A 15980-nucleotide genomic window follows, 5' to 3' on the forward strand; every position below is an offset into this window, starting at 1 on the left:
CGTCGCTTTCGTTGAATGCCCCCACCGATTCATCGCTTATGGGAGGCTGAGAAACGGCGTGGCATAGGCCATGAATTCGTTGTGAGTCGTTCTATTTTCCTGCCATCGGTAGGGATTCGACGGAGGCATTTGTCGGCGATCGCTTACGGTCAAGACAAGACGACTCTTCGCCCGAGAGACCGCCACAAAAAAAGCACATCGCTCTGCATCTGCGTTGCCCCAGAACGTTTGGTTTTCGACACCGAGAATGACCACCGAATCGAATTCGAGCCCTTTGCTCTTGTGTATGGTGAGGATTCGTACTGCCTGATCGTCGGAAAAACGCTCTAGTGCCTTCGGCAAGTCAGGCTCGATCTTCAGCAGTTCTTCGATCCGAACCTTGGTGTCAGCAATGACCTCCTTCAATCGAGCCGTGGACTCGTAGTCCGGCGAAAGTGCTGACAGGGTCTCGATCCCCACATGGCGCAAGAATTCACGTACGGACTCCCACCAATCCGTTGCAGGCTCGCCCAACGATTCGACAAGAACAGCCTTTTTCCGCTGCTCCGCTATGAAGCGCTGGGTGTTTCGCCGCATGTTGGCCTGGACGTCTTCATCACCGAAAGGAATCAACTGGTCCATTAGACGAATCCAAGCCTTGGGCGCGCGCTGCCCGTACAGACAGGACAGGTAGTCAACGATGAGTCTTGCGGCTGGCTCTACCGAAATGTCCTGGATCTGCTGCTCATTTCGGAATGGGATATTTCGCCGCTCCATCGCTGCCATCAGATGGTCGGCATACAGGTCGGGTTGTCGGGCGACCAGAATTGCGATTTCCGACGGTACAAGCTTGTCATGATTGATCCAGCCGTCAATTGCGTTAGCCACAAACTCAGCTTCCTGCTGGCTGTCCGGAAAACGCCACGCGAAGATGAGCCCCTCCTCACCTCCAAGTTGCTCATCGGGCATAACAGAAGATGGGTCCATCACACGGATGATCTCGTTCTGCATGCGCAACAGGCGGGGCTTCGAACGGAAGTTGCGGTACATGTTGAGCGGCACCGCACCAAAGTCTGTTGCAAAGGTCTGGAAGATACCGTCTAGAGCGCCCGCCCATCCCATAATCTTCTGTTTCGTGTCTCCGACCGCCGTAAGGCGGATGGCCGTTCTTTGAAAGGCAATCTTCACCAACTCGTACTGGTGGTTAGTGCAGTCCTGAAACTCGTCCAAGAAGACGTCGCTGTAGGTCTGACGGACAGCACGACGGGCAACGGCCGAGATTCTCAAAATCTGGGTAGCCAGAGGCACCAGATCCGTGAATTCGATCTGGCGTCGCGCGACTCGCTGGCCACCAATCCGGTAATCGACATCAAGGGCATCTTGCCCGGTTAGCACCGGACGAAACCGATCAATTATCCGCTTCGCAAAGGCATGGAAGGTGTAGCTGTCGAACCGCGCGGCCATATCTGAACCGCACCGGCACTTCACACGCTCCTTCAGGTTTTTACTGGCGTCAACTTTGAACGAGATAGCCAGTATCCGCTTTGGATAGGGGCAGGTTCCGGTACGCAACAGGAAGTCGGCGCGCTGTGCCAGCATTTCTGTCTTGCCCGCCCCCGGCCCCGCTGTCAGGGCAAGGCAGCGTTCCGCTTCCATCGCCGCGCGCCAGGCGTTGGGTTCGAGCGTCAGCCCATCTGCTGGATGCCAGGTGTCCGCTGCGATCACTCTGGCAACTCCTCCAGCTTGGCGATCACCGCGTCCGCCAGGCGACTCAGAGACTCAGGCATGTCAGCGAGGAGTTCTTCGTCGCTCAGTTGGGCCAATGCGTCGATGTGGGCTGCCGGCTTGCTACCTAGCTTGAAGCGCTTGTGATAGGTGCCGAACAGGCCGAGCTCGTTCGCATTGTATTGGCTGGCATCGTGGTGGCTGTCGCCGAGGACGGCCTTGATGGTGGGCTCACTCGGTGGATTCGATTCAACGCCATACTCATCCGGATAGGAAAGAAGCATCGCGAAGTCGAGGTCCATCGGAAAAGAGAAAAAGACTCCGCGTGCTTCAAGCGCCTCGATGTACCACGGGTACTTTCGGACCTTATTTTTGTCTGAATTCCACTTGGGAATTCCGTAATTTTCAGGAAGGACGTCTTTGGCTCGGTACTCCGATAACTGATCGTTGGCATATTTGAATCGTCCCCATCCACCTTGATACCGGGCGACATCCAAATCGAGCAAGGTGAGATGCGGGATTTCGAGCGCGGAGAGCAGGCGCCAGAAGTGGTTGACATGCCGGCCTCCGAGTGGCGCGACAGTCACTGCGGACTCGTCCACCGGGACGCCCTTGGCACGCAGGATTCGGGGCAAGACGATTTCTTCGCTGTCACCTTCTCCCAGGATGACCAACCGGGAAAAGTAGATTTCAGGGTACGCTTGTACAGCCTCCCGAACGAACTTGTGTGCCTCGTCCGTTTTCTTGGGCATTCGAATGCGCGTGATCTTTGTCGTACGTTCATCCGTGAGTCGCAGGTAGCGAATGTGCTGCGGGTCGACTCGCCTCAGCATGGAGGGCGCGTGCGTGGCGATGAGGGCCTGCGCGTCCTCGTTTCCCGTCATGGCCACCAACGCATTCACGATCCTTCCCAGGTAATGCGGCGACAGGCTGTTTTCGGGCTCCTCGAGCGCAACGATCGTAAATACGGGCGGACGCAGCTTATCCGGGTCGAATGAATCGTCCTCGCCGGCGAGGACGGCGCGCCCAATGGACTGGGCTGAGAGCACCAGAGACAAGTAGAGCATGGACTTCTGACCATCGCTCAGTCTAGAGAAATCGACTAGTTCTTCGTCGTGTCCGGGCGAGAAGGAGACAGACAAATGTCGTAGAAGGGCCTCAATTTCGGATGCGACAAAGGTGATATGGGGATCGGCAAAGAAACTGCCTTTGTGCAATGTACCCCAGGTCGTCTTCAAGCTCTCGCTCAAAGCCGCAATGGAGGGGTTTGCGGCGAGACTTTCACTAATCTGGTCCGTGAAGCCTTTGACTTCCTCGCGCTCGTTTTCCCAGTTAACTGCTCTCAGCATCCGCCCAAGCAACGCACTTGTACTGTACGCAATGTGTTCCGCAGGATCGCGGCGCGCAGGCAGGTAGTGAACCTGCACGTGATTTCTTTCGGCTCGTGGAACCTGGGCAGTCGTCAGGGGAGACCCGTCACCATTCAGATCCAGCACATAGACCAAGGTTTCCTCGATATCGCCATCCACTCCCATTGTGGCACTCAGCCGATACCGAACTCGCGGTAAGCCATCAGCGGTGTCCAAGCGCATGTGGCTGAAGTGCGGTGCCACCGTCGAATTTTCGCCATCTTCATCGAGTTCAGGGAAGACAAAATCAGCTTCGATCCAGAGTTGTCTTTCGTCCGGAACAGCATCCTCGTCGTATGGAACGTGAAAATCCGAGCGCTGAATCCGTCTCAATGAGGGATCGAAGGCGAACAGACGGCATAGAGCCTGAAGTGCCGCCGTCTTGCACGAGCCGTTGGGCCCGATCAAGTATGTAATGTCGTTGAAGGTCAGTTCAGTTGCGTCTGGTCCGAATGACAGAAAACCGGACAGCCGGATGCTCTGTAGTTTCATACGCCCCACACCCCGTTTCGACAAAGCGTTTTCGTAAACATAGCTGATAAACCGACTGTAGCATCTGTCTCGCAATTGGTACTACATTTGCGCGCCGCCAGCACCTGACGACACTCACCATCCGCGCAACTGGAGCCGAGCCGCAGCCGTATCGAAGTTCAAGACCCAGGTAGGCCCACCTTTTCGAACGCTGCCTGCGCCCGACTATTCAAGAATATTTGAGCCCTATATCACCTCCGAGAGCACGGCCAGTAATGGCCACTCCGTCTGTGCACCTCCGCACCGACGAACCTGCCTCAGGAGTCCGGTGATGCTCTCCCCTCTCGATTTTCTAATCTCTTTTGCGATCGCCTTCCTCTGTGGCGCGATGGTGGCCGCGTGTCATTGCCGCCATGTCTGCAAGGTCAGGCGCGAAGCTTATGCCCGTGCATCCGAGACACCGGTCCATGCATGATCGTAGCCCGTTCCGCCCCTACGACGACGGTGACTACGATGAAGACCCGGCGTGGCAATCCGCACTCGATCGGCTTCGCCACGGACATCGACCGCCGGAACACGACGATGGCGAATCGCCACGCTACCGTCCCGATCAAGGGAGCCCGGTGTGGCCGTGCCCGTCCTGCGCATCGTTCCACACCGAGCCACGCCACCTCGCACGACGTATCTGTAGTGCTGTCGGCGCAGCGGCGGGCGCCACGAGCGGCGCTGCCGCCATGCTGTCCGGCGCGGAAACCGGCGCTGTCGTTGGCACGCTCGGAGGGCCGATCGGCACGATATGCGGTGGCATCGCTGGCGCGGTTCTCGCGGGCCTCGTCGCCGGCGCGGCAGGCTGCGCGACCGGCGCGGCCTTCGGCGACGCGCTCGATCAGCGCGTCTTCAACGGTTTGCGGTGTCTCGCCTGCGGATTCGTCTTCTCCACCCGTCCTGGCTGACGCTTCATCCCTTCCTTCCGATTCATTCCTTTCACATAGCCCGGCCCGCGCCGGGCTTTATGCACCTATTTCACAGGAGTCCCCAAAGTGCACCTTGTACAGAACATGGCCTATGTAGGCTCAACTCCCTGGCACGGCCTCGGCCATCAGCTCGCCCCGAAACAACCGCTCGAAGTTTGGGCACGTGCTGCGGGGATGGACTGGAGCATCGAAGAAGCCGAAGTGCGTTTCGTCGCCGCCGGCAACCACAATCTCGGCTCAATCCATGCCTTCCCCGAACAGAAAGTGCTCTATCGCTCGGACACCAAGGCCCCCCTATCCGTTGTCTCTGCCCGCTACCAAGTCGTACAGCCGTCCGAGATATTGGAGTTCTACCGCGATCTCACAGAAGTGGGTGGCTTTCAGCTCGAAACCGCGGGCGTGCTGAAGGAAGGCCGCAAGCTCTGGGCGTTAGCCCGAACCGGGCAGAGTGCGACGCTCAAGGGAAAAGATCAGGTCAACGGTTACCTTCTGTTGGCGACCGCGTGCGACGGAACCCTCGCCACCACCGCTCAGTTCACCTCGGTTCGCGTTGTCTGCAACAACACGTTGCAAATTGCCTTGGGGGGAGACAACGTCGGCACGGTCAAGGTCCCGCATCGTTCGCAGTTCGACGCTCAAGCCGTCAAACGCCAGCTCGGCATTGCGATCTCCTCGTGGGACAGGTTCATCGCGAGAACGAAAGCACTGGCCGAACACAAGGTATCGGACACGGCCGCCGAAGCGTTCCTTCGACGCGTGCTCACCTACTCGACCGCCAACGTCGCGGATCGTGAAGTCCTCTCCGTGAATGAGCGCGCCATCAAGGCGGTCGGGCAGCTTTACGCCGGGCGCGGCAAGGGAGCCGAACTTTCTTCGGCGAGTGGCACGGCGTGGGGGTTGCTCAACGCAGTGACAGAGTACGTCGATCACCACCGCCGCGCGCGAAGCGACGATCACCGTCGCGACGCGGCGTGGTTCGGGCAAGGTGCAAACATCAAGCAACGTGCGTGGGATGAAGCGCTCAAGCTCGTCGTGTGAGCCTGCGACCTCCCGTTCCCCTTCACCCTCGGCCTGGTCAGGTTCTCCTGCCGGGCCGCTTTGTTTTGAGAGGCACTATGAGTGCAGGCCAACCCGACGGGCCACGTATGCGCCGACCGGCGCTCAAACTCGTCAAAACGCAGGAATTGAGCCGGGACGACTGGCTCGCCGTTCGTCGCACCGGCATCGGCGGATCAGATGCCGCCGCGGCAGTAGGACTTAATCCGTACATGAGCACATTGGAGCTATGGCTCGACAAAACGGGACGAGCCGAAAGCATGCCCCGCCCGGCTCCAGACGACACGACATCGCCCACTTATTGGGGGACGCTGCTCGAGCCAATCGTTGCCGCGTCCTACACCAAGCAAACCGGCAACCGGGTTCGACGCATCAACGCCGTGCTGCGGCACCCCACGATCCCTTTCATGCTCGCGAATCTCGATCGTGAAGTAGTGGGGTGCCGCGATGTCTCCATTTTGGAATGCAAAACGGCGGGGGAGTTCGGTACGCGGCTCTGGCGAGAAGGTGTCCCGGAGTACGTGCAGATCCAAGTGCAGCACCAACTGGCCGTCACCGGTAAAACAGCGGCGCATGTCGCCGTCTTGCTTTGCGGCCAGGCGCTGGAGGTTTATCGAATCGAACGCGACGACGCATTGATCGGCCGGCTCGTCGAACTCGAAGCGCGCTTTTGGCGTTACGTCGAATCGGATACGCCACCGCCTGCGGACGGGTCCGAATCTGCGGACCGAGCACTACGCCATCTCTATCCGGGTAATGGAGACACGGTCGATTTCACAGACGACCGGCAACTCTCGTCGGTATTCGCTGACCTCGTTGCTGTACGCGAGCAGATCGAAGCGCACCAAGCAATCGAAGCACAGTTAAAGCAGACCATCCAACAAGCGATGGGCGAAGCAACACGTGCCGTGTTCGAGACCGGTGCGGTCTCGTTCAAGCGCAGCCGCGATTCGTCCACAGTCGACCTGAAACGGCTGCTCGCTGAACACCCCGAGTTGGAACAGCAATACGCCGATTCGAAACCCGGTTCTCGGCGCTTTCTCATCTCCGCTTGACTCCCACTTCTCCCAACTTTCTTCCTTTTCTGAGGACCACCATGCTCAAGGGTCTGGCTATTACCCCGCCCGTCGTCGGGCGGATTTCAATCGGACGCATTGTCGAGAGGGCCGGCAAGCGACTGCCCGAGAAAGACGATCAGTTCACCCTCACTACCCAAGTTCAACAACGCGGCGAGTGGCTGCTCCACCCACTCAATGAGCAACTGCGCAAAGCGACTCCGGGCAAGCTGCGCGCGATTCCAGTTCGGGTGCTCTTCAACGATCCGGATCTGAACCTGCGGGCCGACTACAGCCTGTTCGATCGCGACACCGGCCGGCCCGTGTGCGTCGGCGACGGCCAAACTTGCAAGCGCGCGACCGACAAGGGTATCGAGACGCTACCCTGCGTTTCGCCCGACGGCTGCACGTTCGGCCAACAAGGCGGCTGCAAGCCGTATGCGCGGCTGAACGTGCTGATCGGCGACGAGGATGAAATGGACAGCTTTCTGTTCAGGACTAGCGGCTTTAACAGCATCCGCACGCTCGCAGCGCGCTTGCATTACTTCGCTGCGGTGTCCAGCAACCTTCTCGCCTGCCTGCCACTCGAACTAAAGCTGCGCGGAAAAAGTACAGCACAAAGCTATAGGACGCCGATCTACTACGTCGATCTGTCGGTCCGTGCTGGCAGCACGCTTGAGGAAGCGCTAACGCAGGCGCGCGAACTCGATGCTAGACGTAAATCCGCAGGGTTCGACCAGGCTGCGCTCGATGCAGTTGCGCGTCTCGGATTTGCCAGCGGAGCGTTCGAGGACAGCGCTGAGGAGCAGGCGGCGGTGGCGGAAGAATTCTATCCGTCAGCGGAACCGACGAAATCGAGCAGCGAACCTTCGCCCACCGAGACCGGATCGGCCGCTCGACCAACGCTGCGCGAAAAGCTCGAGCGGCAGGCGGTGCTGCTCGGCGGAGCGGCGGCATGACGACGCAGCGCTGGGCCTTGGCCCTAGCAGTCACGGCCACAGGCACGGCCGTCACGCTGTCCATCCTGTCGGGATGGCAGCGCGGCGGCACTTTGCCGGAGCGACTAGTGTGGGTCGCGATTGGAGTCGTCCTCGTCGTGACCGCCCATCTGTTACCGGCGCTCGCGCACGCAACTGCCCCACGGCTTCGGGTCGTCGCCACCGGATTGTGGCTGGGCTGTATGGGGGCAACCGTGTTCGGTCACGCGACGTTTTTTCTCTTGGCGCAGATGCACGCTGGTGAACGGCGTGCTGCGTCGGTCTCAGTGCGAGTGTTGCCGGCCGGTCGCAGTCTTACGGTCGTCGTGGCGGAGCGCGCGGTCGTAGAGACACAGCTCGCTTCCGCCAACGTTCGGCGTTGTGCGGGCTACTGCCCGAGCCTGCGTGCACGTCGCGCGTCGCTCGCTGCGCGACGCGATGCGCTGGACGCCGAAGCCGGCGACATTCGGCGTCGTGAAGCTCAGGAGGACCGAGTCACGACCCAACGTGACGCACTACTCGCCGATCCGGTCGCATCGCGACTTGCGGCGTTACTCGGCACGACTGCCTCGCGCGTCGATCTGCTGTCGGGACTGATGTTCGCCGCAGTCGTGGAGGGGGTCGCTTGCCTACTTTGGGTGCTCGCACTAGGGGCGTCGCCGTTACCGGTCCCGGCACCAGTCGTGAGCGAGTCGACGCTAACAGCAGTCGAGCCGGTACCCGCCGTGACTGCCGTAACCGAACCCGTAGTAGCGGACGCTGCGGCAAGTCACATCGACGAGACTGCGAGTCACGAAAGCGGATCGCGCAGTCAAAACAGCATGACTCCTAGTCGCACCCCGCGTGATGATCCGCTTACGCCGCCACCGGACGTCGGCTCCCCCGGTGACGACGTGACTCAGCTTGCCCAGGACATTGCTGCGGGTCGTCTGCGCCCCACCGTCGCGGAGATTCGACGCCGTCTTGGATGTTCGCAGGCAAAAGCTACTGCACTGCGCCGCCAACTCGTCGCACGCCACACGGCGGCATAGACGCCGGGCCTTGCGCCCGGCGTTTTCTCTTTAACCGTCTGCCATATGGAAAGTCATGGATACAACCACCGACCTCGTCAAAAGCGTCAGCATTGCCAATCTCGCCAACCAGCGCGTCGCAGTCGTCGAGCGCGTACACGCCGCGCTCGATCTGCTCGCCGAGGCCGAACAGATCGCAGGGGCGGCTCACCTCGGTTTTCCACGACTGGTACTCGACGATGCGTACGCCTGTCGCGGCAGGCCGTCCGTTACCGGTGAGTATGCAAAGCGCGACGAGGCTGAGGGCGCCATCGTCCGCGTGATCGACGTGCGCGGCTGGAGCTATCTGCTGTCCGAGTCGGGTTTGCGCACCTTCATGGATGCCCAAGCCCGAGAGCAATGGGATCGACAGCTTTCCGAAGGCGATGTGCCCGAACTCACGACGGCCAATATCGAAGCGACGTTCGCACAACTGTACGGCGCGCGCAGCGATATGTTCGAGCGCGGCGTTATCCAATGTTTCAGGCGACTGTCCTGGGATTACAAGACCAATCGGCCGTTCAAGTTCGGCAAGCGAATCATCGTGAAACGCCTGCTGTCGGACGGCTGCACGAATCATCGCGTCACCGACGAACTGGACGACCTCGTGCGCGCGTTCTGCATACTCGACGGCAAGCCCGAGCCGGATCACCGGCTCGGGGCTTATGCCCTCGTCTCGGACGCTCGGCAAGCAAGACTCGCCGAAGCCGAACACACCTATTTCAACCTACGTTGGTTCAAGAACGGCAACGGGCATCTGACGTTCGCACGGGCCGATCTGGTTGAGCGCATGAACCGCATCCTCGCGAAACACTACCCGAACGCACTCGCCGCCGAAACGCGGTAGCTCGCTGGCTTCTGACGCTGCGTACGCTGCCAGCACACGCGCATCCCGTATCACCCTTTTCCGATTGATTTCAACGCTCACGCATCCGGCAGGACCGGAGGCTAGTGCTCGACCGTTTCCAGGAGAAATTTATCTTGAATCTTCCTTCGATTCATCACACCGGTCCGCGTTTCAAGCTCGGCCGCATCCTTGCCACGCCCGGCGCGCTGGAAGTCATCGCCGAGGCGCGCATTTCGATTGTCGACCTGCTGATTAGGCACCTGCGCGGCGACTGGGGTGAGCTGTCCGATTCCGATCGTCAACAGAACGAACAAGCGATCGTTGCCGGACAGCGCATCGTATCGGGCTATGTTCTGGCCGGTGGCCGCACTGTCTTGCTCATTACCGAAGCAGACCGCTACGCGACGACGTTCCTGCTGCCAGGCGAGTACTAACATGCTGATCCAGAAATTTCATCCGGCGCTACGGCCCGGCCAGCAGTTGGTCCTCGCCCACTCCGGCGTCCCGCTCTTTAGCCGCCAGGGTCATTGGGACAGCGGCAGTGCGCTGCATTGCGTGGCGATGGCGCTTGCGCTGCTGGGCAAGCTGACCGATCCGGTCGCGCTTTCTCGAAGCGACACCGGTCCGGAAGCGGCTTTTTGGGATCGGGCATGGTCGTACTACCTGCACGGTCTCACGCTCTCGGAATTTGAAAGCTTCGTCTGGGAATTGAATCTGGGCGTGCGGCCGGTTGCGTTACCCGACGGCCGAGGCTCAATTCTTCACTTTAGTGAACGTGAACTGCAGTGGGGAAGGCCCGCCATCGTCGGCTGGCGTCGCCGCCGCGTTCGCGATGTGCACGCAGCGCTGGTTGTCGGCATCGAGGGGCGGCAACACAAGCGAACCTTTGAGCCCCACGCTCTGCTACTGCTCGATCCGGCCGCGGCTGAACCAAGGCTCGCGGCGTGCAACGCGCGCTTGCTCTTCGATCGTAAGCGTCCAACGTACGTGACTGAGACTGAAGCCTATCCGGTTACGCTCGATACCGCTGTCTCGATCCGGGTGATCGCCAAGCCGCCGCCCGCCGTTATCTCAGGCGGTTGCGCTTGATCTCAGGAGGAGTCGCAGCATTGGCACGGCGCTCTCCAGTAGGTTTCAGCGATACGCCGTCCAACGGCGCGAAAAGCTCGGCGAGCGTGATGTTCAGCGAGTAGCAGATATTCGCGAGCGCCTCGATGGTCGGATTGGCAATCCCGCGCTCGATTGTCGAGATGTAGGTGCGGTCGATGTGCGCCTCGAACGCGAGCGTTTCCTGCGATTTCTCTGCTTCGTGCCGGCATTGCTTGACGCGTTTGCCGAGGGCAACGGAGATCGGCGCCGGCGGGACACGGGATGAGGAAGAGCGCTTGGCAGTCATGCCGAGCAGGATGCCCATCTGTCGACTAATTCTCGACGCTGTATACACTTCAAATAACGTAGTGTTTACTCTTCATTTTTTGCCGACACGAGCCGATATAGCGCTCTGAGGGCGTACCCCCCAGGGTTGACTCGCGCCCTATTTTGTCGAGTAAACACGACAATTATTTTTGAAAGGAAATCGGAAGAAATGAACAACAAGCGTCCCACCCGAGGAATTCGAATCGCGCTCGGCGCGTCCCTCAGTTCTCTTACCCTACTTGCCGCATGCGGCGGCGGCACGTCCTCCACGGGTTCTCAACCCAGCCAACAAGCAGCAACCTCCATCGGCGGCACCGTTGCGATCGGGACGGCGCTTGCCGGCGCGACCGTCACGGTCATCGACGCCAATGGCAAGACGGCCACGGGAACGTCGAACGCGGACGGCAGCTACACCGTCTCAGTGCAAGGATTGACCGCTCCGCTCGTACTGGAAGCGCAAGACCCGTCGGGAGCATCCAGTCTCCTCTATTCGGTCGTGCCGACACTCACCTCGAGCAGTACCTCGCTGACCGCAAACGTCACCCCACTCACCACGGCGGTCGCGGCGCTGATGATGGCCTCGGGCAATCCGGCGGATCTCCTGACAAGTCCTTCAACCGTTACGCCGGCTAATGTCTCGAACGCGGAGAAGGTACTCGACCAAGCATTGGGTCCGATCCTCAGTGCGAACAACGTGGCAAGTACCCTCGATCCGATCGCGACAGCCTTCACGGCGAACCAAACTGGCCTTGACGCCGTTATCGATTCCGTTTCGGTGACGGCCTCGACCAAGGGAACGGGTCTTCAGATTACGAGCCTCGCCGATCCGAACACGGCCATCCAGCTCAATAGCTCGACGTCGGTATCGACTACCTTATCTGCGCCCTCGCAACCGGCCAACTACCTGGCGAGCTTCCAAGCCTCGATCAGCCAGTGCATGACCGATGTGCAAGGTGGAGCGAGCATCACGAGCGCCGCCGCGTGTACGCAGGCGATCGACGCCAACTATCTGAACCAAGGCTTCTCGACGCCGCAAGCGCGGCACCCCCAACCGTATGTTGCGGGAGTTAAGCTAACGGGCATCAAGACGTTGGCGATGCTGCCCGCGGGCACGATCCCGAACACCACGGGGCCTGTCGCGCTCATCTACATGCTGTACACGAACGCTTCGGGTCAGCCCGGCTTTGTTTCAGACTTCGTGCAGCAGACGGCGAACGGTTGGCAGTTGATCGGCAATCAGGAGCAATACGACCTTTACATCGCTTCGTTCGTGGGTCGTTTGCAATATGTCGATCAGGCGGACGCAGCGAATAACCGCTACGAATCGGGGCTGCGTTTCCTGATCCCGACTACCGTGACAGTAAATGGCAACTCGACGGTCGTTGGCTCCGCACTGGTGACGGGCCCCGGCTTGCCGGCGAACGGGGTTTGGCTGGTGCTCAGCGGCCACGGTGCCTATCTGACATTCCCGGCAACGGCGCGCACGGTTCCGATGTATTGCCCCGGCCTCCCGGTAAGCACGACGTGCACAATGTCCGAGGGCACGAGTTCCGAATATAAGTGGGCATGGTCGCCGATCTCGGGTAGCGGCGTGACGGTACCGAGCACGTCGGACTATGCATCGCAGTCTAGCGATCCGAGCACCATCCAACAGTTCGGAGCGTATGCGGTGACGCTGTATAACCCGAGTCAGCAACAGATCGGCACGCCTCAGACCGTGGTCAACATCGCTGCGATTCAAGCTCCGCAAGCTGGGGCTCAGGTGGCTTGGCAAACGCTGGGAACCGATGTCATCAGCAACTTCCTGACGACCGGCGGATCGGCCACAGGCGCGGGCGTCTCAAGTCTCTCGCTCGATTGGACAGAATCAGCTCTCAATCCGATCACGCCGACGTCAATCTTGACGGGCGAGGTGACTCAAGCGCCGAATTCCGTTGCGACGCTCGGTTTTGACTACTACAGCAGCCCAGCTATCGGTCAAAGCGGCACGAACTATTCGGCGACGGATACGAATCTGCTCACGGAAAATCCGTTGCCATCCGATTCGCGTCGTCTGATCGCGCTACTCGAACAGGTCGACGGCGACTTCTACGTCAACACCTGGCAGTACAAGAACTGATCGCATCGGTTCGTTGTACGTCGCGCTGGTTATTAACGCGGACGGTCCGGCTGGCTCCCATTAGGCTTACCGGACTGCATCGTCTTAGTGGCCGACGCAACGTCGGCTCGCTTAACCCAAAGCGCTCTCATGCTCCGGCATAGCCCTCGGATCAAGCCGGAGCGTCTTTGCCGACCAGCCCATCGGTCGGCTTTTTTATACCTGCTCTCCGACCAGCGCCGGACTCCATGCTTCCTACTTCACTCACGACAACGGGAAACAAAATCATGAAAAGCACGCGCAGCACAAGATTCGCACTGCTCGCCATATGTATCGCAACGACCGCCATGCTTTCAGCCTGCGGGCACAGCGCCCCTTCTGAAAACGACGCGAAACAAGCGATCGTCAATGCGCTGGGCGACTGCAAGTACTTCCAGCTTGAAGACTTCAAGAAGGTGAATGGTACGCCCCAGGGTGACGATCACTACCTCATCGACGTGAAGTACACGGTCTCTATGAAGCCGACGCCCGAAATCAAGGCCTATGCCAGCGGGAAATACGTTAAGGAGGTTGACAACCTGAAGACGCAGCTCGCGCATGCGCATGAAGTCGAGAACGCGTGGAAAGCCGATGAGCAGGCTTGGATACAAGCGAATCCGGGCCAGGATGCAGCAGCGTACGAAGTTGCCCACCAGGACGGCTGGGCAGAATACCAAAAGGTCATGCCGCTGCTTCTCAGCGGCGACCAGCTCGTGAACAATGCTCCGCGGACAGCCAAGGCGGCGATGGAGCGCGCCATGCGGCAAACGTGTCCGAACGTCAGTACAACACTGCTCGACAATTTCTTCAACGGAAACGAATCCGTCGAGCAGTACGACGATGGGCTGGAAGAAACGTTCAGCGGCAAAATAGCGATGACGAAAACGGACAACGGCTGGCAAGAGGATCGCTGAAGCCTCACGCCTCGAAAGCTCGCGGAGCACCCACCTTGGCAGAAAGCCCGCATACTGAGGCGCGCCGTAAGGTGTGCCTCATCCGCGGCGCACTTTCTTTTTTTGTTGGATCGCGTTGGAAAAGGCTGGATTACAGTGCAGCAACGGTTCCGGCATACCCAACGTCGGCTTCGCGGCAACGCGACCCACGAGCGGACGTTTGTGCCTGCCGCGTCACGCCGCACCATGCATCGCCGAGTGATCCTCGCCACGGCGGCTTCGTGCAACATCACCACCGCACCGGCGCTCATCCGGTGTGTGATTCGACCGGCCATTCTCCGCCACCGCTGACCGTCCCTACCCATCAATCCCCATAGCCGTGCGACACTCCGGCCGCATCGGCGCACTCCGCGGTTTCCTCCAGCAAGGCTTGTTCAACGCATGCCGGCACGCGCCGCAGCATGTGCACAGTCATACCGATATCGGCAGGCGCCGAACAACCCTCAACGATGCTAGTGTGTGTGCTGCTTGGACGCTTGATTGAGACACCTACGTGTCCAGCATGTCCCATTCGTCCCCGAGAATCCATCGCAACGCCGAGAGCTTGCCGTTGATCATTCCCCACTCAAAGTCGTCCCATGGGCCGAGGTTCTGAATGCCGACCTCGTCCTCAGTCCTCTTTGCGGCAGCGAGTGCGCCTTCCCATACGGTATCGAGCGTCTGGTCTGCCCGGTACGGGTTCCGGCTGTAGTCCTTCTCCGAGACGACATGATGATTGCCAGTCTCAATCCCGTGGCGAAGGTTCCGGTGGCGGTTGTACCAGACCTGCCGGAACAACAGGTGTTCGGCTTCGAGGATCTCCGGTAGCCGCCGCGCTTCCTGTGAGTAATTGAACTCGAAGTCGTGTTCGCCAAGCAGATTGGGGCAGTAGTCCTTCAGGAATTCAACCATCGATATCCAGTAGGATGACTTCGGTTCATCGAACAGGTGCACGAGGTCGGCGTGCGCTTTTCGAAAATCGCCGTTTGCATCGCTGAAGTCTTTCGTGTTGTGAGTGACGAACGCGCATGGTGCGTCCTCGGTCGCGCCAGTAACCACATCGACGTACATCTCGACGAGGATGGCGTCTCCCACATTGTTCTTCGCGCGGTGATAGGGAGCGTGCTTCGCGAGAGCGCGTTCGGTGACGCGCTGCTTGATCGTGTCGCTGATCGCGAGCGCGGGTGTGCTGCGTAGAAGCCTGTCGATGCGTTCGATCGAACCGCCTACCGCGTCGCCGTCAACACCGATCCGGTGGTCGACCTCGTTCAGTCCTGCCAGCAGTTCGGCTTTGCGGCCGTCCTCGCCAAACTGATTCACGGCCTGCCTGATCAACCGGAAATGCGACTGCAGACCGCGCCGGGCCTCGTCGATGATACGGGCCGTGTTTCTGTCGAATTCGTCCAGCACCTGCTGCGGCACGACCAGTTCGACATGGTCGTTCTCGATAAGGTCTTCGAGCGCACTGATGACTGGCTGCTCGCGATAGTCCTTCGCGAGGTCGAGCCAGACGCAGGTATCAACCAGAAGCCGTATAGCCATGCCGCTCCTCTTTCGACGATGGAAAAACGGAAATTCTAAGGGACCGGAGACGTTTTACTGGCGCGTGGCGGCCAAACAACGGGCCGCCTGTACCGCCGCGGCCTTCGCCGCTTCGAGACCAGCAGTTCTCGAATAGCCAACAACTGCCGCCGACTGCAAGGCTACCGTGCAGATGTCTGCGGCGACAGCCGGCTTGTTGTCGGCACGGATGATTACGTTCGCTCGCTGCCGCCCCGGAGCCGCCGCCCAAATTTCGGCGACCGCAAGAACCGCTGCCGAAGTTCAACGGCCGTTAGTTCCCGTTCGCCTAACGAAATTGGCTTCAATTCACTGGCTTAGTCAATCTACGAGCGCAGCATCCGAAAAAGTCCAGACACCGTTGCGGATCTCAGGACACAGCCGGTAGAACGC

General features: G+C 59.9%; 14 protein-coding genes. 10 read left to right on the plus strand and 4 right to left on the minus strand.

What is annotated here, in order from left to right; translation table 11 throughout:
• Positions 1-36: 36 nt before the first annotated feature.
• Positions 37-1704, minus strand: a complete 1668-nt coding sequence (locus tag DWV00_RS14880) for a UvrD-helicase domain-containing protein (protein ID WP_115534371.1) — start codon at positions 1702-1704, stop codon at positions 37-39.
• Complete coding sequence (locus DWV00_RS14885) at positions 1701-3605, minus strand: ATP-dependent nuclease (RefSeq protein WP_115534372.1); 1905 nt, start codon at positions 3603-3605, stop codon at positions 1701-1703. The genes DWV00_RS14880 and DWV00_RS14885 overlap by 4 nt, the downstream gene beginning before the upstream one ends.
• A gap of 446 nt (positions 3606-4051) precedes the next feature.
• On the opposite strand from DWV00_RS14885, the gene DWV00_RS14890 reads away from it, so the two are divergent.
• From DWV00_RS14890 to DWV00_RS14925, 8 genes are all read left to right on the plus strand, one after another.
• On the plus strand, positions 4052-4537 hold the full coding sequence (locus DWV00_RS14890; RefSeq protein WP_115534373.1) for a hypothetical protein: 486 nt from the start codon (positions 4052-4054) through the stop codon (positions 4535-4537).
• Positions 4538-4624: 87 nt separating this feature from the next.
• Entirely contained in the window at positions 4625-5596 is a 972-nt protein-coding gene (locus DWV00_RS14895) for a DUF932 domain-containing protein (RefSeq protein ID WP_115534374.1), read from the plus strand.
• Positions 5597-5673: 77 nt separating this feature from the next.
• Positions 5674-6669: a YqaJ viral recombinase family nuclease gene (locus DWV00_RS14900; RefSeq protein ID WP_115534375.1), complete on the plus strand. Its 996-nt coding sequence runs from the start codon at positions 5674-5676 to the stop codon at positions 6667-6669.
• Between the two features lie 41 nt (positions 6670-6710).
• Complete coding sequence (locus DWV00_RS14905; RefSeq protein WP_115534376.1) at positions 6711-7628, plus strand: recombination directionality factor; 918 nt, start codon at positions 6711-6713, stop codon at positions 7626-7628.
• On the plus strand, positions 7625-8677 hold the full coding sequence (locus tag DWV00_RS14910; protein WP_115534377.1) for a hypothetical protein: 1053 nt from the start codon (positions 7625-7627) through the stop codon (positions 8675-8677). The genes DWV00_RS14905 and DWV00_RS14910 overlap by 4 nt, the downstream gene beginning before the upstream one ends.
• A 55-nt stretch (positions 8678-8732) precedes the next feature.
• Positions 8733-9542, plus strand: coding sequence for a DUF4942 domain-containing protein (locus DWV00_RS14915; RefSeq protein ID WP_115534378.1), 810 nt, complete (start codon positions 8733-8735; stop codon positions 9540-9542).
• 134 nt (positions 9543-9676) lie between these two features.
• A complete protein-coding gene (locus tag DWV00_RS14920; RefSeq protein WP_115534642.1) occupies positions 9677-9976 on the plus strand; it encodes a hypothetical protein in 300 nt (99 codons plus the stop codon).
• Position 9977: 1 nt separating this feature from the next.
• The gene (locus DWV00_RS14925) at positions 9978-10631 is read left to right on the plus strand and encodes a hypothetical protein (protein ID WP_115534379.1); all 654 of its coding nucleotides are present in this window, start codon (positions 9978-9980) and stop codon (positions 10629-10631) included.
• Here the strand turns inward: DWV00_RS14925 and DWV00_RS14930 are convergent.
• A complete protein-coding gene (locus tag DWV00_RS14930; RefSeq protein WP_115534643.1) occupies positions 10609-10938 on the minus strand; it encodes a helix-turn-helix domain-containing protein in 330 nt (109 codons plus the stop codon). The two genes, DWV00_RS14925 and DWV00_RS14930, sit on opposite strands and share 23 nt — an antisense overlap.
• A 189-nt stretch (positions 10939-11127) precedes the next feature.
• Here DWV00_RS14930 and DWV00_RS14935 point away from each other — a divergent pair, with 189 nt between their 5' ends.
• Positions 11128-13077: a carboxypeptidase regulatory-like domain-containing protein gene (locus tag DWV00_RS14935; protein ID WP_115534380.1), complete on the plus strand. Its 1950-nt coding sequence runs from the start codon at positions 11128-11130 to the stop codon at positions 13075-13077.
• Between the two features lie 266 nt (positions 13078-13343).
• Positions 13344-14009 (plus strand): hypothetical protein, encoded by a 666-nt coding sequence (locus DWV00_RS14940; protein ID WP_115534381.1) that lies wholly within the window; start codon positions 13344-13346, stop codon positions 14007-14009.
• A 528-nt stretch (positions 14010-14537) separates the two neighbouring features.
• Here the strand turns inward: DWV00_RS14940 and DWV00_RS14945 are convergent.
• Complete coding sequence (locus DWV00_RS14945) at positions 14538-15569, minus strand: PIN domain-containing protein (RefSeq protein WP_115534382.1); 1032 nt, start codon at positions 15567-15569, stop codon at positions 14538-14540.
• Positions 15570-15980: the final 411 nt, after the last annotated feature.

Source organism: Trinickia dinghuensis (genome assembly GCF_003367175.1).
Taxonomy (GTDB): domain Bacteria; phylum Pseudomonadota; class Gammaproteobacteria; order Burkholderiales; family Burkholderiaceae; genus Trinickia; species Trinickia dinghuensis.